Annotated in this window: 16 protein-coding genes; 9 read left to right on the forward strand and 7 right to left on the reverse strand. The window is 59.0% G+C overall.

Features of this window, described 5'->3' with window-relative positions:
- The first annotated feature begins 129 nt into the window (after window positions 1-129).
- The gene (locus ACIX8_RS14560; protein WP_014266113.1) at window positions 130-1,431 is read left to right on the forward strand and encodes an MFS transporter; all 1,302 of its coding nucleotides are present in this window, start codon (window positions 130-132) and stop codon (window positions 1,429-1,431) included.
- A 30-nt stretch (window positions 1,432-1,461) separates the two neighbouring features.
- Window positions 1,462-2,412 carry a GlxA family transcriptional regulator gene (locus ACIX8_RS14565; RefSeq protein WP_014266114.1) on the forward strand — a complete coding sequence of 317 codons (951 nt, stop codon included), beginning with the start codon at window positions 1,462-1,464 and terminating at the stop codon, window positions 2,410-2,412.
- A 177-nt stretch (window positions 2,413-2,589) separates the two neighbouring features.
- Here the strand turns inward: ACIX8_RS14565 and ACIX8_RS14570 are convergent, their stop codons facing one another.
- A complete protein-coding gene (locus ACIX8_RS14570; RefSeq protein WP_014266115.1) occupies window positions 2,590-3,240 on the reverse strand; it encodes an HD domain-containing protein in 651 nt (216 codons plus the stop codon).
- 117 nt (window positions 3,241-3,357) lie between these two features.
- Window positions 3,358-4,254, reverse strand: coding sequence for a carboxypeptidase-like regulatory domain-containing protein (locus ACIX8_RS14575; protein ID WP_223295344.1), 897 nt, complete (start codon window positions 4,252-4,254; stop codon window positions 3,358-3,360).
- A gap of 278 nt (window positions 4,255-4,532) precedes the next feature.
- Here ACIX8_RS14575 and ACIX8_RS14580 point away from each other — a divergent pair, with 278 nt between their 5' ends.
- Genes ACIX8_RS14580 through ACIX8_RS14590 form a run of 3 tightly spaced genes read left to right on the forward strand, consistent with a single transcriptional unit; the run spans window position 4,533 to window position 10,267 of the window.
- Window positions 4,533-5,906 carry a TolC family protein gene (locus tag ACIX8_RS14580; protein WP_014266117.1) on the forward strand — a complete coding sequence of 458 codons (1,374 nt, stop codon included), beginning with the start codon at window positions 4,533-4,535 and terminating at the stop codon, window positions 5,904-5,906.
- A gap of 3 nt (window positions 5,907-5,909) precedes the next feature.
- A complete protein-coding gene (locus ACIX8_RS14585; protein ID WP_014266118.1) occupies window positions 5,910-7,166 on the forward strand; it encodes an efflux RND transporter periplasmic adaptor subunit in 1,257 nt (418 codons plus the stop codon).
- On the forward strand, window positions 7,166-10,267 hold the full coding sequence (locus tag ACIX8_RS14590) for an efflux RND transporter permease subunit (RefSeq protein ID WP_014266119.1): 3,102 nt from the start codon (window positions 7,166-7,168) through the stop codon (window positions 10,265-10,267). The genes ACIX8_RS14585 and ACIX8_RS14590 overlap by 1 nt, the downstream gene beginning before the upstream one ends.
- A gap of 281 nt (window positions 10,268-10,548) precedes the next feature.
- Here the strand turns inward: ACIX8_RS14590 and ACIX8_RS14595 are convergent, their stop codons facing one another.
- The 3 genes from ACIX8_RS14595 to ACIX8_RS14605 all read right to left on the reverse strand — a co-directional run bounded on the left by ACIX8_RS14595 (window position 10,549) and on the right by ACIX8_RS14605 (window position 13,760).
- On the reverse strand, window positions 10,549-11,583 hold the full coding sequence (locus tag ACIX8_RS14595) for a YncE family protein (protein ID WP_014266120.1): 1,035 nt from the start codon (window positions 11,581-11,583) through the stop codon (window positions 10,549-10,551).
- A gap of 93 nt (window positions 11,584-11,676) precedes the next feature.
- Window positions 11,677-13,077, reverse strand: coding sequence for a sensor histidine kinase (locus ACIX8_RS14600; protein ID WP_014266121.1), 1,401 nt, complete (start codon window positions 13,075-13,077; stop codon window positions 11,677-11,679).
- Window positions 13,074-13,760 (reverse strand): response regulator transcription factor, encoded by a 687-nt coding sequence (locus ACIX8_RS14605; RefSeq protein ID WP_014266122.1) that lies wholly within the window; start codon window positions 13,758-13,760, stop codon window positions 13,074-13,076. The genes ACIX8_RS14600 and ACIX8_RS14605 overlap by 4 nt, the downstream gene beginning before the upstream one ends.
- A gap of 241 nt (window positions 13,761-14,001) precedes the next feature.
- Between ACIX8_RS14605 and ACIX8_RS14610 the strand changes: the two genes are divergently transcribed.
- Window positions 14,002-16,542, forward strand: a complete 2,541-nt coding sequence (locus ACIX8_RS14610) for a fibronectin type III domain-containing protein (RefSeq protein ID WP_014266123.1) — start codon at window positions 14,002-14,004, stop codon at window positions 16,540-16,542.
- A gap of 115 nt (window positions 16,543-16,657) precedes the next feature.
- On the opposite strand, the gene fucP is transcribed toward ACIX8_RS14610, so the two are convergent.
- Complete coding sequence (gene fucP / locus ACIX8_RS14615; RefSeq protein ID WP_014266124.1) at window positions 16,658-17,998, reverse strand: L-fucose:H+ symporter permease; 1,341 nt, start codon at window positions 17,996-17,998, stop codon at window positions 16,658-16,660.
- Window positions 17,999-18,155: 157 nt separating this feature from the next.
- Window positions 18,156-19,484, reverse strand: coding sequence for an L-fuconate dehydratase (locus ACIX8_RS14620; protein ID WP_014266125.1), 1,329 nt, complete (start codon window positions 19,482-19,484; stop codon window positions 18,156-18,158).
- 401 nt (window positions 19,485-19,885) lie between these two features.
- On the opposite strand from ACIX8_RS14620, the gene ACIX8_RS14625 reads away from it, so the two are divergent.
- The 3 genes from ACIX8_RS14625 (at window position 19,886) to ACIX8_RS14635 (ending at window position 23,010) form a co-directional block, all read left to right on the forward strand.
- Window positions 19,886-20,653, forward strand: a complete 768-nt coding sequence (locus tag ACIX8_RS14625) for an SDR family NAD(P)-dependent oxidoreductase (protein ID WP_014266126.1) — start codon at window positions 19,886-19,888, stop codon at window positions 20,651-20,653.
- A gap of 16 nt (window positions 20,654-20,669) precedes the next feature.
- Complete coding sequence (locus tag ACIX8_RS14630; RefSeq protein WP_014266127.1) at window positions 20,670-21,455, forward strand: L-fucose dehydrogenase; 786 nt, start codon at window positions 20,670-20,672, stop codon at window positions 21,453-21,455.
- Window positions 21,456-21,702: 247 nt separating this feature from the next.
- On the forward strand, window positions 21,703-23,010 hold the full coding sequence (locus tag ACIX8_RS14635) for a glycosyltransferase (RefSeq protein ID WP_014266128.1): 1,308 nt from the start codon (window positions 21,703-21,705) through the stop codon (window positions 23,008-23,010).
- Window position 23,011 lies beyond the last annotated feature (1 nt).

Here is a 23,011-nt window from a genome sequence, read left to right on the forward strand (position 1 = left end):
CTTAGTAACTCGTAAAGATCTATCCGCGAAAAGACTGGCTATCCTTAACAAAAGTACCCAGCGTGTCGTAAATTCAGAAGTACTCTCAGCAAAGATTCAAGCTGCACGAAGAACTGGATCGGAGATTTAATGGACACCACAATTACCCCGGCGCATAAGCCCATCAACTCCCCGCGCCAGGTTCTGTTCGCCAGCCTGATCGGCACGACCATCGAGTTCTTCGACTTCTACATCTATGCCACCGCGGCAGTGATCGTCTTTCCACAACTATTCTTCTCGGCCGCCGATCCTGCTTCCGCGAAGCTGGCCTCGCTGGCGACCTTCGGCATCGCCTTTCTGGCGCGACCCATCGGCTCCGCGCTCTTCGGCCACTTTGGTGACCGCATCGGCCGCAAAACCACGCTGGTCATCGCCCTGTCGACCATGGGAATCTCAACCGTCGCCATCGGCGCATTGCCTACGTACCACACGATTGGTATTGCAGCGTCGCTGCTGTTGGCGCTATGCCGCTTTGGACAAGGAATCGGATTAGGCGGCGAGTGGGGCGGCGCTGTGCTGCTGGCCATCGAGAACGCGCCACCGAACAAACGTGCCTGGTACGGCATGTTTCCGCAGCTCGGAGCACCGATTGGATTCTTCCTCTCCGGCGGCGTCTTCCTTGTGCTCTCCCGCTGGCTCACGGATAAACAGTTCTTCTCGTTTGGCTGGCGACTTCCCTTCCTCGCCAGTGCGGTGCTGGTATTCCTCGGACTCTATGTCCGGTTGACCATTACCGAGACGCCGGTCTTCCAGGAGACCCTGGATCGAGGCGAACAGGTAAAGCTGCCCATGCTGACGGTGTTTCGCGACCATACCCGGGCGCTCATCGCCGGCATCGCAGTATGCCTGGCGACGTTCGTGCTCTTCTATCTCATGACCGTCTTTACGCTGTCCTGGGGAACCAGTGCGCTGGGCTATACCCGCGGCAAATTCCTGCTGATGCAGTTATTCGGCGTCATCTTCTTCGCAGTAACCATTCCCATCTCAGCGCTGCTCGCGGAACGTGGAAGAAAGACCGTCATGCTCTGGGTTACCGCTCTGATCGGAGTCTTCGGTTTGATCATGGCCCCGATGTTTTCAGCCGGCACCGTCGGCGCAGTCGCCATGCTGGCCTTGGGTCTGGCACTGATGGGACTCACCTACGGGCCACTCGGCACAGTCATCTCTGAGCTCTTTCCAACGCGCGTGCGCTATACCGGAAGCTCACTGGCCTTCAGTCTCGCAGGCATTGTGGGCGCTTCACTGGCACCGTACATCGCCACGTCACTGGCCAAGAAGTACGGCCTGCCCTACGTCGGCTACTATCTCACCACAGCGGCTGTTTTGACGTTCCTGGGTTTACTTTCGATCCGAGAGACGAAGGATGACGATCTCTCCACGACGAGGGGGTAAAGCACCTGCGCATTCCATACAATCGAGAGCATGCGCACTGTCGTCATTACCGGTCCGCCTCCGGTGCAAATTCTGGATGTGACTGGACCGCTTGAGGTCTTCTCTCAAGTAGCAGGCTATGAGATCGTCCTGGGAAGCCCGGACAGGAATACCGAACTGCGTACAAACCGCGGCATCTCCCTGACCGGCGCAAAGCCGCTCGCGGAGATCGACGGGCCCATCGACACACTCATGATTGTGGGTGGTCCGGGAGCGGAGAACGGCCAGTATGACGAGACCTTTCTTGCGTGGGTCACAAAGGCAGCCGAGCGTTCAAGACGCGTCGCCTCCATCTGTACAGGAGCTTTCACGCTGGCTGCGGCGGGGCTTCTCGACGGGAAAAAAGTAGTCACACACTGGGACTTCTGCGATCGGCTTGCCCGAGAGTTCCCAGATGTAATGGTGAAACCCAATCCCATTTACTTGCGCGATGGATCTATCTACACCTCGGCAGGAATCACCGCCGGCATCGATCTGACGCTGGCGCTCGTAGAAGAAGACCACGGGCATAAGGTCGCGCTCGATGTGGCGCGCAAGCTGGTCATGTTTCTGGTTCGACCCGGCGGCCAGGCGCAGTACAGCCACATGCTGTCGCATCAGGCAGTCACGTCCAAGCCACTGCGTGAATTGCAGGTATGGATGATGGAAAACTTACGCGAGAACCTGACGGTCGACCGCCTGGCCGAGCGAATCGGGATGAGTCCTCGCCACTTTACCCGTACGTGTCTGCGCGAGACCAAGATGAACCCAGGGCAGTTTGTCGACCGCATGCGGGTAGAAGCTGCCCAGCAGATAATCGACAGCTCCGATATGGGTCTCAAGGAGATTGCTGACGCAAGCGGTTTTCAGAATGCCGACTCGATGCGCCGCACATTTCTTCGCATCCTCGGGGTCACAGCAGGAGAGTATAGCCGCAGGTTCAATCGCAAAACGTCTGCATAGTGTTCGTGGCAGATTAGAGAAGCAGATTCCCTTCGGGAATGACAACAAGAAAAGCAAAGGCAAAACATAGAATCGCTGTTGCTGTTGTCTCTCTTGTTGTCATTCCCGCAGAGAATCTGCTTCTGGCCAGCGCCGAGCTCCTGCGACAAACGCAACGCTCCAACCTGCCTTGCCAACTTAGTGACGAATCGAGTTCGGGAATGGAGAGTTCGCGATCAGGTCGCAAAAGTTAGGGCTCTTGTAACCCGAAATAAATCGCTCGCAGACATCGGCTTTGACCGTACCCCAGGTCGAGCCCGGCTTGTGCGCGAAGCCGCCAAAGAACGCCTTCACGATGCCCTCTTTGAAATCAACGCGCGGATAGGCCGCGACGATCTCTTCGCGAACTTCTACGGGAAAAGTATCGAACCCTTCACCCAGCACGTCCAGCCCTACACCGGAGAACAGCAGCGCCACCTCAGGCTCCATATACTGCGTTACGCCCGGCGTGGTGTGCAGTGCAATCGCACGCCATGCGACCTGGATCTGGTCCTCGGGAATCTTGTGAGTGGTCAGGAACTGGCGCACCGCATTCGCGCCATCCACTTCAAAGCGCTCTGTCTCGCTGGAGAACGCCTTGATCAGTCCGAGATCGTGAAACGCCGCACTGACGTACAGCAGTTCAGGGTCGAAACGCAGTTTTGCATGCCGTCCTTGTTCCGCGGCAAACAGGTAGACACGAACAGAGTGGTTGTAGATCAGGTCCGTTCCATGCTCGCGAAGAATATCGGTAGCTTCTTTCGCGAGTTTGGTATCGGGAATCAGAGTCGTGTTTTGCGTAGTAGTCATGGCTGAATCCTCCTTGCAGTTGCTGTACGCTCTCGGCGTTACAGCGTCTGACAAGTACGAATCTAGGAGGATTGCAGCCCTAACGCCACGACATAGATCCAGCAAAAACGGACACCCTTACTTGGGGTCCTTCCCTCTGCTGGTGAACTTGCTCAGGATGAACTCCTGGGCCAGCGCGCTGATCATACGGCCGCCTGTAGTGGTCAAAGCACTACTAAAGACCAGGCCCGGGCCGCGATTGGAGGGGGGATAGTACACATTGGTCAGCGCAGCGGCAGCAAAGTCGCCACCAATGCTGGAGTAGTTGAACTGCTCGCGGCCGTTATCACCCTTGGCGATGAAGGGGCTGGCGAGGGCGTGCATGACGCGAGACTTTGTCGTCCCCGTACCCTGATAAAAATAGCGCGGGTCCTGGTGCAGCAGAGAAGGCAGGACAGCGCCGCCGATCATGATGTCGGAGGCAGCGTCAGCATAGGCAGCACCCACGCGCTGACCGTAGCCTTTTGCACCCTGAACGTAATCGGGCGTGTCTCCAGCCTGGTTGATACCCGCCAGAAAGATCGCCGTACCGAAGGTAACGACATCGGTTGAGGTCTTAAACGCGAGCTTGTACTTCAGCTTCGTCGACATCGGCACAAACCGATGATCGTAGGAGACATAAAAGTTGGGAATGATGCCCAGAACGCGCTGCTGCTCCTCCGCCTTGACCTGCTCCACGGCAAGCTCTGAAGCACTAATCGCATCTACCGTCTGCACCGTCGAAACCGTGAGCTTGATGTCGGCGATCTCAGACTCCTGTCCCGGCGTAAGCACGAGAGCAGGCGAGGTCCAGTCCGCAAATCCCTTTGCGGTGACCTTCGCGTGATAGGAGACGGACGGATGGAGACCGATGAGGGTGAAATATCCATCCCCGTCTGCCGTGGCCGTGTGGTGATCGCCGGGGGAGGGCCCGTCGACGCTAATCGTCGCTCCGGGAATCGCCCCGCCTTCAACATCGGTCACGGTTCCGGTCACACCTGCAGCCTGCGGCTCAGGAGCCGAAATTAACTGCCCAGATGCGTAACCAGATGCATAAACTGCAGAGAAACAGAAAGCAAAAATACAGATAAATTTCCTAATGCCCATAGTTAAAAAGAACGTCCTCAGTAACAGACGCCCGAGGCCCCCTAAACGGTTCAAACATTGACAATTCTCGACAAAGATAAATCTCACAATCCACAGCGGATAGAGCTTGACTCCGAGGCCCCGCATGTTGTTCTTCAGCAAACATTAAGGTGAGGGCGATAGGCTTTATGCGAATGATGTCTCACCGCTCTATCAGCAACCTTCGCGCAAGCCTGGCTCTCTGCCTCGCTTTGCCCCTCTGTGCAAAACCATTGGCGGCACAATCCACATCAACCGCAGCCACGACCACGGAGGCCGTCACAACGATCTCGCTGGACGAAGCGATTCGCCGCGCCGAGGCTAACGAATCCGGGTTTGCCTCAGCTTCGGCCGAGAGCCGTGCCTCCCAACTGAACCGCTCCATCGCGCGTGCAGGCCTGCTCCCCTCGGCAAGCTTTCATAACCAGTATCTCTTCACCCAGGGCAATGGGTCAGGAGACCGCATCGGCCAGACGGCCAACGCCCCTGCGCCGCGCTTCATCGCTAACAACGCCGTACATGAATATGCCAGCCAGGGAGTCGTCAACGAGACGGTGGGCCTGCAGCAGTTCAGCGCCGTAAGCCTGGCCGATGCCAACGCTGCGAAGGCTGCCGCCGAGATGGAGATTGCACGACGGGGACTGGTGTCGGCGGTGGTGACGCTGTACTACGGACTAATCTCGGCAGAGACGAAGCTCACTGCGCTCCAGCGTGCCTCCGATGAAGCCAATCACTTCGTAACGCTTACCCAGCAACGCGAAGAGGCACGGGAGTCGGCCCACGCCGATGTGGTGAAAGCACAGTTGCAGCAGCAGCAGCGTTCACGCGATCTGGCCGATGCACAGGTGGCTGCGACACGAGCCAGGCTGGAGCTTGGCGTACTTCTCTTCCCTGACCCGCGTACGCCTTTCAAGACCGAAGCCACCGCGGTACCGGTGCTTCCCGATCGCAGCGATATCGAAGCGGACGCCGCGAAGAACAACGCCGAACTAAAGAGTGCCCTGGCTTCGCTGCATGCGAGCCAGGCGGAGGTCACGTCGGCACGTGCAGCCTATCTCCCTGACCTGGGACTGAACTTCACCTATGGTGTCGACGCCCCTCAGTTCGCGGCAAAGGGCCCGGATGGGGCGCGCAATCTTGGCTACTCGGCCAGCGCCACCCTGGACATTCCTCTCTGGGACTGGCTTGCGACGCAGCACAAGGTGAAGCAGAGCGAGATCCGCCGCGATGCCGCCAAGGTGGCGCTCTCCGCGGCGCAGCGCCGGTTGATCGCCAACCTCGCAGAGTTCTATGACGAAGCTGCTGCTGCACGCGATCAACTGGCCTCACTCGACCAGAGCATCATGACCGCGCAGGAGAGCCTGCGCCTGACACGGCTCCGTTATACGGGCGGCGAGGGCACGGTGTTCGAGGTCGTCGACGCGCAGAACACGCTCCTCTCCGCCGAAGCCGCGCGCGCCGATGGCGCCGTTCGCTATCAGGTTGCACTCGCTAACCTCCAGACACTCACGGGAAGGTTTTAACCCATGCTTCTTCGCTCACGAAATTTCATTGGCTTTGGCGTCGTGTTGTTCTGCCTCAGCACAGCAGGTTGCAAGAAGACCGACCCCACACCTGAGGTCGCAGTTTCCGTCGAAGCAGCCAAACCCGAGACCGGCCCCATCTCCGAGCAGATCACCAGCGATGCCATCCTCGCGCCGCTGGCACAGGCGGCCCTGTCGCCGAAGATCAGCGCGCCGGTTAGGGAGTTTTACGTGCAGCGTGGAGCTCATGTCCATGTGGGACAGCTTCTGGTGTCTCTGGAAGACCGCGACCTTGCGGCAACCGCTCTCGACAATCGCGGCAGCTATACGGCAGCCGAAGCAGCCTACGATCAGACGACCAAGGCACAGATGCCCGAGGACACCCAGAAGGCCGAGCTGGATCTTGCTCAGGCCAAGGCGAACCTCGATCTCAATCGCAGCATCGTGAGCGGCCGCAGGCAGTTGCTCAAAGAAGGCGCGATTCCAGGACGCGATCTCGACACCGCAGAGGCAGCGCTGGTACAGGCACAGGCAGCGTACGACTCCGCCGCCAAGCACCTGCAGTCTGTGCAGAGCGTCAGCCACGCGGCTGCAGGCAAGAGTGCAGAGGGTCAGTTGACCTCAGCTAAAGGCAAGTTCCAAAACGCCGAGGCACAGTTGAGCTATGCCTCGCTGCGCAGCCCCATCGACGGGGTTGTGACCGATCGTCCTCTGTTCGCTGGCGAGACCGCCCAGGCAGGCACGCCGCTCATCACCGTAATGGACACTTCGTCTCTACTGGCGAAGGTGCATCTCTCGCAGGCGGCAGCGCAGCGGATGAAGGTTGGCGATAAAGCGCAGGTCACCATACCCGGCATGGACGAACCGGTCGAGGCCACCGTCTCCCTCATCAGCCCGGCGCTCGATCCAGGCTCGACGACCGTCGAAGTCTGGGTGAAGCTCAAAAATCCCGACGGCAAGCTGAAAGCGGGCACACCGGTTCATCTCGCCATTGCGGGACGAACCGTTCCGGATGCCCTGCAGATTCCAACCCAGGCGCTGGTCCCAGCGAAGGACGGCAGCCTCGGCGTTATGGTCATCAGCGATGGCGCAGCGCATCTGAAGCCGGTCCAGATCGGCATTCGACTTCCCGACAAGGTGCAGATCACGAGCGGCATCAGCGCGTCGGACATGGTGATTACATCGGGCGGCTATGGCCTCGACGACAACACCAAGGTCACCACGGCAAAGGCTGAAGGCGCGGCTGGGGACAAAGACTAATGGCCGCTCCCGAATCCTCTTCCTTCTGGCTGGCACGCTCGACGCGTACCGTATTCTTCTTCGTCTTCGCCCTGACCATGGCTGGGGTCTGGGCCGCATTGCGCGTGCCGATCTCTGTCTTTCCCGAGACCAACTTTCCACGCGTGGTCATCGGCGTCGATAACGGCGTGATGCCGGTCGAGCAGATGGAAGTCACGATCACCAAGCCGATCGAGAGCGCGGTGAATAGCGTTCCGGGACTGGTTACCGTGCGCTCCAACACCAGCCGCGGTTCGGCAGAGATCAGCCTCTTCTTCGACTGGTCCGTGGACATGTTCCACACCCTGCAACTGGTAAACGCGGCCATGAGCACCGTGCAGCAGAGCCTGCCCGCTACAGCAAAGATCACCACCAACCGGCTGACCTTCGCAACCTTTCCCATCCTCGGCTACAGCCTCACCTCCGACACCGTCTCGCAGACGCAGCTCTGGGAGCTGGCCACGTACGATCTCGCGCCGCCGCTGAATCGCGTGCCCGGTGTCAGCACCGTTACCGTCCAGGGCGGTAAGGTCCCTGAATTCCATGTCGTCCCGAACCTCGCGAAGCTGCAGGCTGCAGGGGTCACGATTCTCGATCTCACCAATGCTATTCAAGCCGCGAACATCATCGATTCGCCCGGCCTCTACGAACAGGACCATCAACTGGTGCTCGGCCTCGTCGGCGCACAGGTGCATGACATCGACGGACTGCGGCAGCTCGTCGTAAAGACCACCGCCAGCGGTACTGCCATACGTGTTGGAGACATCGCTCAGGTGGTGGACGCCACGATGCCTGTCTACACCGTGGTGACAGCCAACGGCAAAGCTGCGGTACTGATCAACATTACCCGCCAGTCTTCGGGCAACACCGTCGCCGTCGCGGACCAGGTTGCAGCGGAGATCGCACAGCTGCAAAAGAAGCTGCCGCCGGGCGTCACGCTCAAGCCTTACTACGATCAGTCGCAGCTGGTGCGCGAGAGCATCTCCAGCGTGCGCGACGCGATCTTTCTCGGACTCGTCCTCGCCTGCGTCATCCTCTTCGTCTTCCTGCACGACTGGCGCTCATCGCTCATCGCCGGCCTCGTAATTCCGGTCACGGTTGCCGTCACCATTCTCTTCCTCTGGGTCATCGGCGAGAGCTTCAACCTGATGACGCTCGGCGGCCTGGCTGCGGCCATCGGCCTGGTCATCGACGATGCGATTGTGGTCGTCGAAAACATTGTGCTGCATCGCGACGCGGGCGAGCATCGCGTTGAGGCCGTGCGCAAGGCCCTGCGCGAGATCATGCGTCCTCTGATCGGCTCCACGATCACACCGGTCGTCGTCTTTCTGCCGCTGGTGGCTGTCACTGGAGTAACAGGCAGCTTCTTCCGCGCACTGGCCATCACGATGACGGTCTCGCTACTGACCTCGCTGGTGCTGGCGCTCACCTGGACCCCAGGCCTTGGCATCGTGCTGCTGCGCAGCCATAGCGGAGACACGAAGCCCAAAGATACCAGCGGCCATCCGGAGCCGGGCCGTGCGCTGGCGCGCGTGATGCAGTGGCACCGCTCCGCGCTGGAGTGGTCGCTGCGAAAACCGCAAATGCTCGGGCTTCTCTGCGTGGTACTGGCCGCCGGAGCCTTCTTCGCCTATCGCTCGCTCGGCTCCGATCTATTGCCCGAGATGGATGAAGGCGGCTTCGTGCTCGACTACATCATGCCGGCCGGCAGTTCGCTCGCGGAGACCAACCGCGTGCTAACCCACGTGGAAAAGATTTTGCACGACACACCCGAGGTCGAAAGCACCTCACGCCGCACGGGCCTGCAGATGGGCCTCGCTGCCGTCACAGAGGCGAACACCGGCGACATCACCGTCAAACTAAAGGCCAAGCGCAGCCGCGCGATCGATGACGTGATGAATGATATCCGCGACGAGATCAAATCCACGGAACCTGAGTTGGACGTCGAGTTCACGCAGGTATTGCAGGACATGATCGGCGATCTCTCTAACGCTCCCGAGCCGATCCAGATCAAGCTATTCTCCAACGACTCGAAGCTGCTCTACGAGCTTGGCCCCCGCATAGCGGACGCCATCGGGAAGGTAAAAGGCGTCGTCGACGTGCAGAACGGTGTCGACAATACGATTAGCGGCCCGGCCACCAACTTCCAGATCGATCCTGTGCTGGCAGCCCGCATGGGCTTTACACCCACCGAGGTCGCCGAAGATGCTACCTCGATCCTCGACGGCGTCACGCCGAACGATCCCTTGATTGCAAATGGCAGACCCTATACGATTCGCGTGCGGCTTGGTGACGAGACGCGCAGCTCGCTCGACGCGATTGAGAACACGGTCTTCAACAGCAGCACCGGCCACACCGCGACGCTCGGATCGATGACGCAGATTACGCAACTGCCGCCGCAGAACGAGATCCATCGCGAAAATCTGGAGCAGACCGTTGTCGTGACTGGAAGGCTTGAGGGTTCTGACCTCGGCACGGGCGTGGCCCAGGTGCAGAAGGTTGTCGCGGCGATGCACCTGCCACCAAGCGTGCGCGTAGAGTATGGCGGCACGTATCAGGAGCAGCAGAAGTCATTTGCGGACCTGCTGCGCGTGCTCCTGCTGGCTCTGGTCCTCGTCTTCGGAGTACTGCTGGCGGAGTTCCGCAATCTCTCGGCGCCGGTAGCAATCCTGGCCTCCTCGGTGCTATCGATCGCGGGCGTCGTCTTCGCTCTTCTTGTCACGGGCATCAGCTTCAATGTCGCCTCGTTCATGGGGCTCATTATGGTGATCGGCATCGTGGCGAAGAACGGCATCCTGCTGCTCGATGCGGATGAACGGTTCCGTACAGAGGGTGCCAGTGCGCGCGATGCCATGCTGTTCGCCGCGCAGCGGAGATTGCGGCCAATTCTGATGACCGCGGTCGCGGCAGTCTGTGGGATGTTGCCGCTGGCCTTCGCGTTCGGTGCGGGGTCGAAGATGTTGCAGCCGCTAGCAATTGCGGTGATCGGCGGATTGGCTCTTTCGATGTTGCTGAGTCTGGTGGTGACACCGGTGGTTTATTACCTGCTCACGCGCAATGAGGAACGTGAGATCGTCCTGTAACCCATGACACAGGTCCCGAAGGGGCAATTTGCCTTTGCTTTTCTGGTTGTCATTCCGAGCCTCGAGCGAAGCGAAGGGCGAGGAACCTGCTTCTCGTGCCGCCACAAACGTTATGGCTTACCTCCATGAAGCGCACCCCAGATGCTTCAGCATCTGGGTGCGGAGGAAAAATAAATAACTAAAGAGCATGGCCTGAATCTAAATCGATAAAAACGGGAGGAAGCAGATTCCTCGCTCCGCTCGGAATGACAACCAGAAAGACAAGAGCAAAGGCAAAACAACTACCGCCCGATCACAATCACCTGGAAGCTATCCGGAACCACCGCAGGCCGGGGCCGTGGAGCCTGTGCCGTCGGTTCAGGACGCGGTCCAAGCTGTGCCGTCACCACATAGATGCGATCCTTGCCGGAGTCGTACGCCATCGTCCGTGCGCCCTTCTCCGTAGGCAGGTCCTCGATCACCTTGAAGTCGTGAGCGGCATCCACCACCGTCAGAGTGCCTTCTCCATTGGAGCTGAACGCCAGCCGATGCTTCGCGCTGAAACCCGCGGCATCGGGGCTATCGCCGATAGCAGGCGATGCCAACTGCTTGCCGCTGTCGGCGTCGACCACGGCCATCTTTTTGCCATCGCATACCGCGAAGAGCTGGCGATGATCTTTGTCAAGCGCCAGTCCCGAGGGCGATTCGCAGTTCTCGAGCTTCCATGCCGCCGTCTGCTTCTTCGCGCGCGCATCGAAGCGGACAATTTGATTCGTGCTCTCGATGTTGTCGTAGACCGAGCCCTGACCGTCTGCTACTGGAAACTCGGGCTTGCCGGGAACAGGGAGCGTCGCGACGACCTGGTTGGTTGCGGTGTCGATGACGGTGACGTTGTTGCTGCGGCCATTAAACGCCCACACGGTCTTCGTCGCCGGATCGAACACGATGCCGTCGGGATTGGTGCCTGCAGGAATCGTCGTCACCGTTTTGAAGCTGTGGCGATCGAAGACCAGGACATCGTTGCTGCCGCCATCGCTGATGTAGCCGTACTTGCCATCAGCATCGAGTGCGATACCATGCGTACCCTTCAGACCAATAATCGCCGCGACGGGCTTGCCTGTTTCGGTATCGAGCACCTCAACGCGCGGGCCGTGCGTAATGTACAGCAGATGCGCTGCAGGGTCGGCGAGCAGGTAGTCCCAGCCCCCCGTACCGCCGATCTTCCAGTGGTCAAGAACTTTGTAAGGCTGCTGGGCCTGGGCGAAGGTGCAGCAAAGCGTCGCAGCGCCAAGGGCCATGAACAAACGAGCACCGACACGGGAAGGAAAGAAAGGCATAGGTTTCTCCTGAACTCGGCAGACAGGGGTCTGCCCACATCTCATCATCGTGGGGAATGATTAAGCGTCGCTGAAGATGTCTTTGTTTGCCGCCTATGCACTTGCCGGCAGGACCACTCTCACCCGGGTGCCCGCTCCAGGGGTGCTCACGATCTCGATACTTCCCCCACAGTGCTCGGCAATGGCCTTGCACATCGCGAGTCCCAGGCCCGCGCCGCCGCTATTGCGGCTTCGCGAAGCATCGGCGCGATAGAAACGATCGAAGACATGCGGCAACGCCTCAGCGGGGATGCCCTCGCCATGGTCTTCGACCAGCAGCACGATTGTGCCTGGCTGGTTCTCCACGCTTGCCATAACGCGGCTGCCACCCGCGCTGTGCTGCAACGCATTCAGGATCAGGTTGGAGCAAAGGATCTCCGCATCGTCCAGAGAAATAGCAACCCTGCTTGAGGCCTGAACACTCGTGCCAAGAAGAATCTGCCGCAGCTCCGCCACGGGCCTCAGGCGCTCTGCAACGATCTGCACCACCGAGGACAGGTCCACACTCTCCTGACTCTTTGAGGGAGCCTCTTCAAGGCGTGCCAGCGCGAGCATTCGCTCCGTGAGCTCTTCCATGCGCTGCGTATCGACGAGCACGCCTTCGATGCCGCTCTCGTACTCTTCCGCCGTTCGCTGCCGCAACAACAGCAGTTGCAGACTCGACTTCATTACCGCAATCGACGTCTTCAGCTCATGTGCGGCGTCTCCCGTGAACTGGCGCTGGCGTTCAAAGGACTGCTGCAGTCCGGCGAGCAGCTTCTGGATCGAGGAGACCATCGGCTCCAGCTCGCGGGTGTGCAGGGCAGCCTCCGGCGGCACAAACTCCCAGGCCTGCACCGACACCTGGCTGGCACGCTCAGCTAGCTCACGCAGAGGCGCTAGCCAGCGCCGCAACAGCCAGACGAGCGCCAGCGCCGTCAGGGCCAGCAGCAGAGCGCCTGTGGCCATATAGAAGCTCACAGCCTCCACAGCCTCGTGCCACAGATGCGCGGTCGGAGCAGCGTAAAGAACTGTCACGGGAATGCGTAACGCGCCCGTCTTCTCTTCCCGATCGATCACGCGCATGCCCGGCGTGCGAATCGCCCGGTACTGCTTGCCGCCGGTCGCGAAGTTGAAGTATCCCTCTTTATGCGGCGACTCCAACGCCGCCAGCAGCTCCGGGGAGGACTTCGGAGAGCTCCCGAGTACGTGGCCCGCGGGAGTCGCCACAGCGTAGGCGTCCTCAAAGGGCAGCGATAGCTCCGTCGGGTCGACCATGACGTTATCTTCAGGGTCTTCAGCGTCCTGCACCGCGCCCATCAATGAGTCCGCACGACCACGCAGCATCACGTCGAAGGCGCGTCTGCGCCCGTGCATCTCGTGCGTGATGGCCACGGCCGAGAACAACGCCGCACACAGGAACTCCGCCAGCAGAACTCCGGCGATCAGCCTGTGCGTCAGCGAGCGCGACTTCATTGGGGGCTCTCCGGAGCAAACAGCCGATAGCCCCGGCCGCGAATGGTTTCGACTGTAGCCTCTTCGCCCATCGCGCGCAGCTTCTTGCGCAGGTTGGAGACATGCGCCTCAATGACGTTGGAGTGGTGCTCCCAGCGATAGTCGTAGAGGTGCTCCAGCAGCTCCCGCTTGGATACGATGGCGCGGGGGCGGAAGATGAGGTATTCGAAGATCCGGTACTCCGTCGGCGAGAGGTCGACGAGGAGATCCGCACACCTCACCGTCTGCTCAATGGTGTTCACGCGCAACCGCCCAAAGGTGATGAGGGGATGTGCCACGCCCTTACCGCGCCGGATCAGCGCCTTGACCCGCGCCAGCAACTCGCCGAGGTCGAACGGCTTGGTCAGGTAGTCGTCGGCGCCTGCATTGAGCAGTTCGACCACCTTCTCGCGTTCACTGCGGGCCGTCAGCACAAGGATCGGCGTCGAGTCGCCGCGAGCCCGCACTTGGCGAACGATGCCCATCCCATCCAAACCGGGCAGCATGAGGTCCAGCAACATCAAGTCATAGTGCCCCTGCGCCGATAGGGTCGCGCCATCGGCGCCATTGTCAGCACAATCTACCGCAAAGCCAGAACCTTCGCGCAAGGCTGTCGCGATGTTATGGGCAATCCGAACTTCGTCTTCAACGATGAGTACACGCATGTCAAAAAGCAATCTACCATCTCATCGTTTGCAGGAGGAGAATCCGCCAGAATCACTGGAATCTTGTAGTTGCGTTTCAGCAACATCGAAAAAAGAGAGGAGCGAGTTGGAGGTTGTCGTTCCGAATGAGACGAGGAATGACTGTCAGAAAGGCAACGACAAAGGCCTGAGTTCTAAGGCCTGAAATTCAAGGTGACAATAGAAAATAGCAGCGCCAAAAGTTTTTAGACTGGTACACATCATGATGCTTCGCTTTTCTGCTTCCCTACTTGCCGCCACATTCTCTCTCGTCGCACGCGGGCAAGTAGTCCACGTCTCGCCCACCGGCAACGATAAGGCGCATGGGACGCAAGCCGCGCCGGTGCGGTCTCTGGAGCATGCCCTCGCACTCGCACGGCAGACGCACGAGCACACGGTTGAGCTTGCTGGCGGCGTCTATCGCCTTTCAGCTCCTTTGATACTGACATCAGCGGACTCCGGGCTTACGCTCAAGGCCGCGGCCCATGAGAACGTTACCCTGAGCGGCGGCACGCGCATTACAGGATGGAAGCTTACCGACGCGCGGCGGTCTGTGTGGTCCGCACGTATTCCCGAGGAGATTGCAGCACCACGCCAGATCTATGTCGATGGGGTTCGCGCAAGCCGTGCGCAGGGACGTTCGCCTGTGAAGCTGACGATGACCGAGACCGGCTATACCGCCGACAGCGATCTGCTTTCGCACTGGAGACACCCTGACGATCTCGAGTTCGTTTACACCGGCGGCAATGCTCTTTGGGGAGAGCCCTCCGTAGGCCTGGGCTCCTGGACCGAACCGCGCTGCCCCGTGTCTGCCGTTCACGGGACGGAGATCGAGATGGCCGAGCCCTGCTGGCAGAACTCCACCAAGCGCATCATACTGCCGAACGGCGCGCGCAGTGCGAACCTCGTGGGTCCAGCAAGCGTGGGCAAGCAGCCCACCTACATCGACAACGCCTATGAACTCCTCGGCACACCAGGAGAGTTCTACTTCGACCGCACAACCCACATGCTCTTCTATACGCCTCGCAAGGGAGAAGACCTGCACAGTGCGGACGTCGAAGTGCCGGTGCTCGAATCGCTGCTTGAACTGCACGGAAGCGTGGAAGAGCCGGTACAGCATGTCACGATCTCAGGCATCACCTTCGCCTACGCCGCGTGGCAGGAACCCAGCACCTCGGAGGGCTTCTCCGAGATCCAGGCCAACTACCGCGTCACCACCTATAACGGCGCAGCGAAGCAGGCACTCTGCACGCTCGTCCCCGGCGGCACCTGTCCCTTTGCCGCCTGGACACCTGAGCCCGGCAACGTCTCTGCGACTTTTACCGATGACCTCCACTTCACACGGGACACTTTCACCCATCTCGGCGCAGCGGGCCTTTCGCTGAGCGGCGGGGCCCATAGAGATGTGATCGAAGGCTGCGTCTTCACCGACATCTCCGGCAATGGACTGGAGCTCGCGGGCGTAGACAAACCGATGGCACCGGATGTCGAATTCGCCATCAAAAACCGCATCGAAGATAACCTGTTTCGCAATGTCGGAGCGGAGTTCCACGGAGGCATCCCCATCGTCGTAGGCTATGCCCGCTTCACCCACATCGCGCACAACCAGATCGACCATGTTCCCTACGCGGGCATCTCCATCGGCTGGGGCGGATGGCCCGACAAGATTGCACTGCCAGGCGTAATGAATCGTTCCACCGGGAATGTCATCGAGCGCAACCGCATCACGCACTTCATGCTCAAGCTCTCCGATGGCGGTGGCATCTACACCCAGGGGCGAACGGGTGTAACGATTGCCGATGGTGAGCACGTGGAAAGCAACGTGATCGACGACCAGTTCAGTACCGGGCACGCTATCTATACCGACAACGGCTCCGCCATGATCACGGTTCGCGGCAACGTGATGTTCAACACCAATCACGACAACTGGGGCTCTCGCCACAAGGATTACTACGATGGCGGGAAAGGGGACAATAACGATCCCCTCGCCATTGAAGGCAACTGGTGGGAGCAGGGCGATCCCGACACGGCGGGCAAACAGGTGATCGAGAAAGGCAATCACACGATCACCGCACTGAACCAGGCTCCCGCCGAGTTACTCGAGGACGCTGGAATCGAAACGGGCTTCCGTGATCTGATCACCGCTCCAACGCCGAGAACCGCGCCCGAAGCGCCCTCTGCCGTCTCCGCCTTTGAGACGTCAACCGAGGCCTACATCACGTGGCGTCCTCCGGTCTTCGAAGGCGGCGCGCCAGTCGATCACTACACTGTTCGATCGAGCGATGGTCTTCAGGTCACGCTCCCGGCCGAGAAGTTCAATAAGCTTGCCTACACCCGGATGCCCGTCAAACGGGCTTCAAGACCCCGCACCTTCACGGTCACGGCCTCCAATGCTTATGGCAGCAGCGTCAAGTCCCTGCCCTCTAATCCGGTAACCGCATCCACTGCGCCGATCAGCCGTCCGGGCTTGCCGCAGACGGTCAAAGCCTATGTCGAAGGCAGTCGCGCCAGTATCCACTTTGGAGATCCGAAGGAGAATGCGGAAGGGATCATTGCCTATGCTGTCACCGTCCGGCCGGGCGGTCGCAGGCAAATTTTTACGGGACGCCGCACGCTGACACTGGAAGGCCGCCACGTTACCTTCGTCACATTGGATGGTCTGACGCCAGGCACGAAGTATACGTTCGGGGTCTCTGCAGTAAATCCGTTGGGAGAGGGCGAACCTGCGTGGACGAATGATTCGGCAGATACCTCGCAGCCATAGCGACGAAGCATGAATATTAAATGGGAAAAAGGGGCAAGAGATGAAACATCTCTTGCCCCTTTTCAAGGGGCTCGCTGAAATATCCTGCGCGTTCGAGATAGGATTCAACAAGCCCCTACGGCATCACAGGGACGGTATGCACGCTCGTTACCGGACGCGGGCGCAAGCCATAGACAGCAACCACAACATAGCAGGCGATCACCACCCCATAGCCCAGTGCATAGCTGCCGAAGTGCTTCGCAATCAACCCCAGCAGAGGCGGCACAACAGCCGCGCCCACCACCGACATCACGATCAAGGAACCACCCAGCTTGGTGCGCGGCCCCAGGCCCTTTACCCCGAGCGCAAAGATCGTGGGGAACATAACTGACATGAAGAAGCTCGTAAGCAGAAGAGCGCCTGCGCCCACCAGCCCCGGGTGCAGGATGCCCAGACCAATCAAACAAATATTGACGATGGCGTAGACACCCATCATCTTTGCGGGTGCAAACCACCGCATCAACCCTGTAGAGATAATGCGGCCGGCGGCGAAGGCAATCAGGTTTCCGGTCAGGAATAAGGCTGCCGTCCGCTCGGTGGCGTGGGTGTATTGCTTCACGTACGGAATAAACGCGGACCAGGTGCTTACCTGTGCGCCGCAGTAGCAGAATTGTGCGACGATGGCGGCCAGAAGCCCGGGGCTTCGCAGCAGAGATAAAAGTTGTGAGCCAAGGTTGTGCTCCTCGCTCGCGTCATGCTCACGAGCGTTCGCAGGAAAACGCGTCAGACCAATCACCAGGGCAAGGAGCAGGACAACGCAGCCAAGCGTGACATACGTAGGCACAACCCGCATGATCTCGCCATGAAGGTAGGCGGCATAGGTACCGGCCACCTTCATTTCCGCCACCTTGCCGCCTGAAAGCTCGACGCCGGAGAAGATGAAGAAGGTGCCGATCAAGACACCCATGATGGTGCCGGGTGGGTTAAAGGCCTGGGAAAAGTTCAGCCGCTGCTCCGAGGTCTCGGGAGCACCGGTCTGGGCGATGAAGGGATTCGCCGCCGTCTCCAGCGTCGCCGAGCCGCAACCCACGACAAACAGTGCCGTCAACATGAGCCAGTAACGCCCGATCACAGCCGCAGGCCAGAACATGAGCGTGCCCACGCCAAACAGGCAGAGTCCCGCCAGGATGCCCGCCTTGTAGCCCCACTTCCGCATGCCCAGCGCCGCAGGGAGCGCCATGCAGAAATAGCCGAGAAAGACCGCCGTCTGTACCAGCTGTGCCTGCAGGGGCGAGAGCTCAAAGGACTTCTTGAACTGCTGCACCAGAATATCGGTGAGGTTGTTCGACATTCCCCAGATAAAGAAGAGCACCGTAACCAGCACGAACGGCACCATGTGCCCCACGGGAAAAAGACGGGGCTGTTGGCCACTGCTGGAGGGTCCGGTTGAAGAGGGCGTGTCGACGGCGATATTCACGATGGGACCTCGGGCAGAACGAGGAAGTTGAAAAGTTGATGGTAGTCGATCACAACTCTGCTGAGGCTACTGTTGTTCTTTGCCTTTCTTTCTGTCATTCCATGCGGAAACGACAGAAAGAAAGGCAAGAACAACAACTATATCTCCAGCCCAACCTCTACTTTTGAGCCAGGCTAGTTTCGAGTTCCTGCTCTTTCCATACCTCACCCTCGGGAAAGCTGAACTTGTTCAGAGATTCAGGCAACATCTCACAGCTATAACCGGGATCGGTGGGCACCAGGTAGTGTCCCCGGCGAATCTTTACCGGGTACCGGAAGTGCTCATGCAGGTGATCGACGTACTCGATCACGCGATTCTCCATCGTGCCCGAGACGCTCAGAAAATCGAAGATCGAGAGATGCTGCACATACTCGCACAGGCCAACACCACCGGCATGCGGGCAGACCGGGATGCCAAACTTTGCGGCCATCAGGATGATCGCCAGGTTCTCATTCACGCCCGCGACCCGGCAGCTATCGATCTGGCAGACATCGATCGAACCAGCCTGAAACAGCTGCTTGAACATGACGCTGTTATGGCAGTGCTCACCCGTTGCAATGCGGGTCGGAGCGGCCTCGCGGCGGATACGCGCGTGGCCCAGGATATCGTCCGGGCTCGTGGGCTCTTCCATCCACCAGGGCTGAAGCTCGGCGAGCTGCCGCGTACGGCTGATTGCCTCCTCGACGCCCCACTTCTGATTGGCATCGACCATCATGCGGTTCTGCCAGCCAATCTCCTCGCGCACAATCCGGCCGCGCCGCAGGTCGTCCTCCGGCACGCCGCCCACCTTGAGCTTGAAGTGGGTCCAGCCGTCGGCAATGCCCTCGCGGCAAAGGCGCCGAATCTTTTCGTCGCTGAAGCCAAACCAGCCGGCCGAGGTCGTATAGGCCGGGTAACCGCCAGCTATGATCTCCGCGAGCCGCTGCTGCTGGCCCTCTTTGCCCTTGCGCAGGATAGCGAGCGCCTCTTCCGGCGAAAGCGCGTCGGCAATATAACGAAAGTCGATAGCCGAGACGATCTGTTCCGGCGTCATATCAGCAAGCAGACGCCAGACCGGCTTACCTTCAGCCTTGGCATACAGGTCCCAGACAGCGTTCACCAGCGCGCCGCAGGCCAGATGAATTACGCCCTTTTCCGGCCCGAGCCAGCGAAACTGAGTGTCCCCGGTCAACTCCAGGTACATGGCATTGAGATTGGACGTCAAAGACTCCAACGTGCGCCCCTGCACAAACTGGGTCAGGTAGCGGAGCGCGCTGACACAAAGCTCCGTGCCGCGACCCAAGGTAAAGGTAAGCCCATGTCCTTCTATCCCGGCATCGGTTTCAAGGATGCAGTACGCCGCGGAGTAGTCGGGATCTTTATTTACAGCGTCAGATCCAATGTGCTCACGCGATGTCGGGAACCGCACATCGATGACACGCGTGTTGGTAATCGTAATGGGCTTCAAGAGCGGCCTCGGAGTTCTGGAATAACGGTTAAATTGCTGTTCTGCATGATACCCAATTATGCTTCGCTCGAATCGTAGCGAATGAAATTATTTTTCGTCAATGAAACATCGGTTGCACTAAAGAATACAACGGAATCTGCTATGAAAATAGTCCTAAAGATGTGCTTTTTCTCTTCTTTTTGTCACCTTTGAAGGCACCTGCCTCACGGAAATGAAACAAGAAAGGTAAAAAGCCCGTCTGCCAGACCTCTTGGCATTCTGTCCGCATCCTATGACCTGGAGGCATCCATCCAGGAAAAGATAGATTTCATCCATGATATTAGCTTTTCATATTTGACAGGTATCCACTGGACAAGTAAAACTCAGGCGGTATCGGTAACATCTTCGACAGGAGTTCAGACGTGTTTGATCTTAAGGGGAAACGGGCCGTTGTAACGGGCGCAGCCAGCGGTATAGGCCTGGCGATAGCCGAGCTATTTGCAGCACACCAGGCCGATGTCGTATTGCTCGATCTCGATGCGCAAAAGACAGCCGGAGCGGCCAAGGCCATTGCAGAGAAGACATCGGCCAGCGCTACAGGCATTGCCTGCGATGTCTCCCGCGCGGACAGCGTCGCGGAGGCCTTCAGCCAGGCCGGCGGCCAGCTCGACATCCTCGTCAACTGCGCCGGCATCGCGCACGTGGGTAACCTGCTCTCCACCACTCCCGAGGACATGGACCGGCTCTACTCGGTGAACGTGCGCGGTACGTACCTGTGCATGCAGGCCGCAATCAAGCCCATGCTCGAAGCCAAGCACGGCGTAATCCTCAACTTGGCTTCGATCGCCGCAACCGCAGGGCTCACCGACCGGTTCGCCTACTCCATGACGAAGGGCGCGGTGCTGTCGATGACGCTCTCCGCGGCCAAGGACTATATTTCGCAGGGCATTCGCTGCAACTGCATCTCCCCGGCGCGCGTCCACACACCGTTTGTGGACGGCTTTCTCGCCAAGAACTACCCTGGCCAGGAAGCGGAGAAGATGAAGGCCCTAGCCCAGGCCCAGCCGATCGGGCGCATGGGCACTCCTGCAGAGATCGCAGTGCTGGCACTCTATCTCTGCTCGGACGAGGCTTCGTTCCTGACCGGTGTCGACTATCCGATCGATGGCGGCTTCTTCAACCTGCGCTAGAACTCAAAGGAACAATATGGATCTGGGATTGAAAGGTCACGTCATCGTAGTGACCGGCGGCGCCTCGGGCATTGGAGAAGCCGTAACCCGCGCCTGCCTGGACGAGGACGCAAAGGTTGTCGTCGTCAGCCGCGTCTCGGAGAACGTCGAACACTTTATCGAAGAGATGCAGCGCGAGGAAAAGCCCTGCGACTTCATCGAATCGCACCTCGAAGACCCCGCGCAATGCCGGCGCGCCGTCGAGTATGTGCAGCAGAAGTACGGCAGGCTTGACGGATTGGTGAACAACGCCGGAGCCAACGACGGCGTTGGCCTGGCCAGCGGCGATCCGGACCGCTTTCTCGAGAGCCTGCGGCAGAACCTGGTTCACTACTACGCCATGGCCCACTATGCGCTGCCAATGCTGAAGGAGGCGAAGGGTTCCATCGTCAATATCAGCTCCAAGGTAGCGCTCACCGGCCAGGGAGGAACCTCGGCCTACGCGGCAGCGAAGGGCGCGCAGCTTGCCCTCACCCGCGAGTGGGCGGCAGAACTGCTTCCCTTCGGCGTTCGCGTGAACAGCGTGCTGCCTGCAGAGGTTCTGACTCCGCTCTACAAACGCTGGCTCGACACCCGCGACGACCCGGCGGCCGCGCTGAAATCGATCACAAACAAGATTCCGTTGGGCCATCGCATGACGGAAGGCTCTGAGATTGCGGCAATGACGGTGTTTTTACTGTCTTCGAAGCAGTCCGGCCACACGACGGCGCAACACCTCATCGTCGATGGCGGCTACACGCATCTGGATCGTGCACTGACCTAGCGCGTATCGACACGTGCTCTTTGTTGGGATTGCAATTCTTGTTGCAGCAGATACATGGCACCTAGAAGGTACGAGTGAGTGAGAAGCAGTACGACCGCTTACTCGCCGCAGGCGACCGTGCGAATAGTGGCAGACCACCTCAGCAATCCTCTTACTGGAAACCACCATCATAGTCTGCCTGATATTCAAATGTCTTGCTCGGTGGGTCAGTTATATTATGTGGAAAGTCTCTACAGAGGAGATCTCTTTGAGTAACATCCTGATCTGCGCTCTCCCAAATCCTGGCCACGTAACGCCGATGCTATCTGTAGGAGTTCATCTGGCGAGTCTAGGCCATACAGTCATATTTCATACTGGAGATATTTTCCGCCGGCAGGTGGAAGAAACTGGTCTTCGATTCGCTCCAATGACCGGAAAAGCCAATATCGATTATAGAAATCCAGGGAATGCAGCCGAAAGGGAAACACTGACGGGAGTCGCACGGATTCTCAATAACATCAAATACTGGTTCATTGATCCCCTCCCGGATCAACATCGGGGCCTGCTGCAAGTCTTGAATGAAACGCGGGTTGATTTGATCCTGACGTCTTCCATGTATCTCGGATGCTTTCCGATGTTGTTAGGGCCAAGGGAGAATCGACCACCAGTCATAGGCTGTGGAGTGACTCCCTTGATGCTGCGAAGTATCGATTGTGGTCTCGACTCGTATGACGCCACCCCCGAAGGTCGCAAGCGCAATCAGGCAGAGCATATTCAAATGGAGAGAGGTTTTCAGCCGGTTGCCGACCTGCTGAATCTGGCACTCTCCGAATGCGGCTCTCCTCCACTTTCTGGCTTTTGGTTCGACGCCATCTACACTGTGCCTGATTTATTTCTGCAGTTCACCGGCGACGCATTCGAATATCCACGCAGCGACATGCCATCAAAAGTTCGCTATGTGGGACCAGTATTGCCGAATAAAACCTCAAGCTTCAAAGAACCTGCGTGGTGGACTGAATTGGATGGATCAAAACCAGTGGTCCTCGTTACCCAGGGCACATTCGCCAACTTCGATTTACAGGAATTGCTCCAGCCTACGCTCATGGCTTTGAAAGAAGACAATGCTCTTGTCATCGCAGCTACAGGACGCGCCAATATTGATGACCTTCTTGCTCCCTCTAATTCGAGGGTCGAGACATTTGTCCCTTTTGTACCGCTGCTGCCAAAAGTCGACGTGCTTGTCACCAACGGTGGATACGGTGCGGTGCAACAGTCACTCAGCTTTGGCGTACCGCTGGTAGTTGCCGGTGACACAGAAGAAAAGGCGTTTACCGCGAGCCGCGTGGAGTGGACAGGCACGGGAATCAATCTGAGGACAGGACGTCCCACCCCTGAGCAGATTCAAACTGCAGTGCGCACCGTCCTGACAGATAAGCGATATCGGGAGCAGGCACAGAGAGTACAGAACAACTTCGCCCAATATAACGCGCTAAACGAAATCGCCCGAACCGTTGATGCCGTGCTTGCAGACCCGATGAGAAGCTCGTTAGTAGATGCTCCGCAAGCCGTCGTCTAAA

Source organism: Granulicella mallensis MP5ACTX8 (genome assembly GCF_000178955.2).
Lineage (GTDB): Bacteria > Acidobacteriota > Terriglobia > Terriglobales > Acidobacteriaceae > Granulicella > Granulicella mallensis.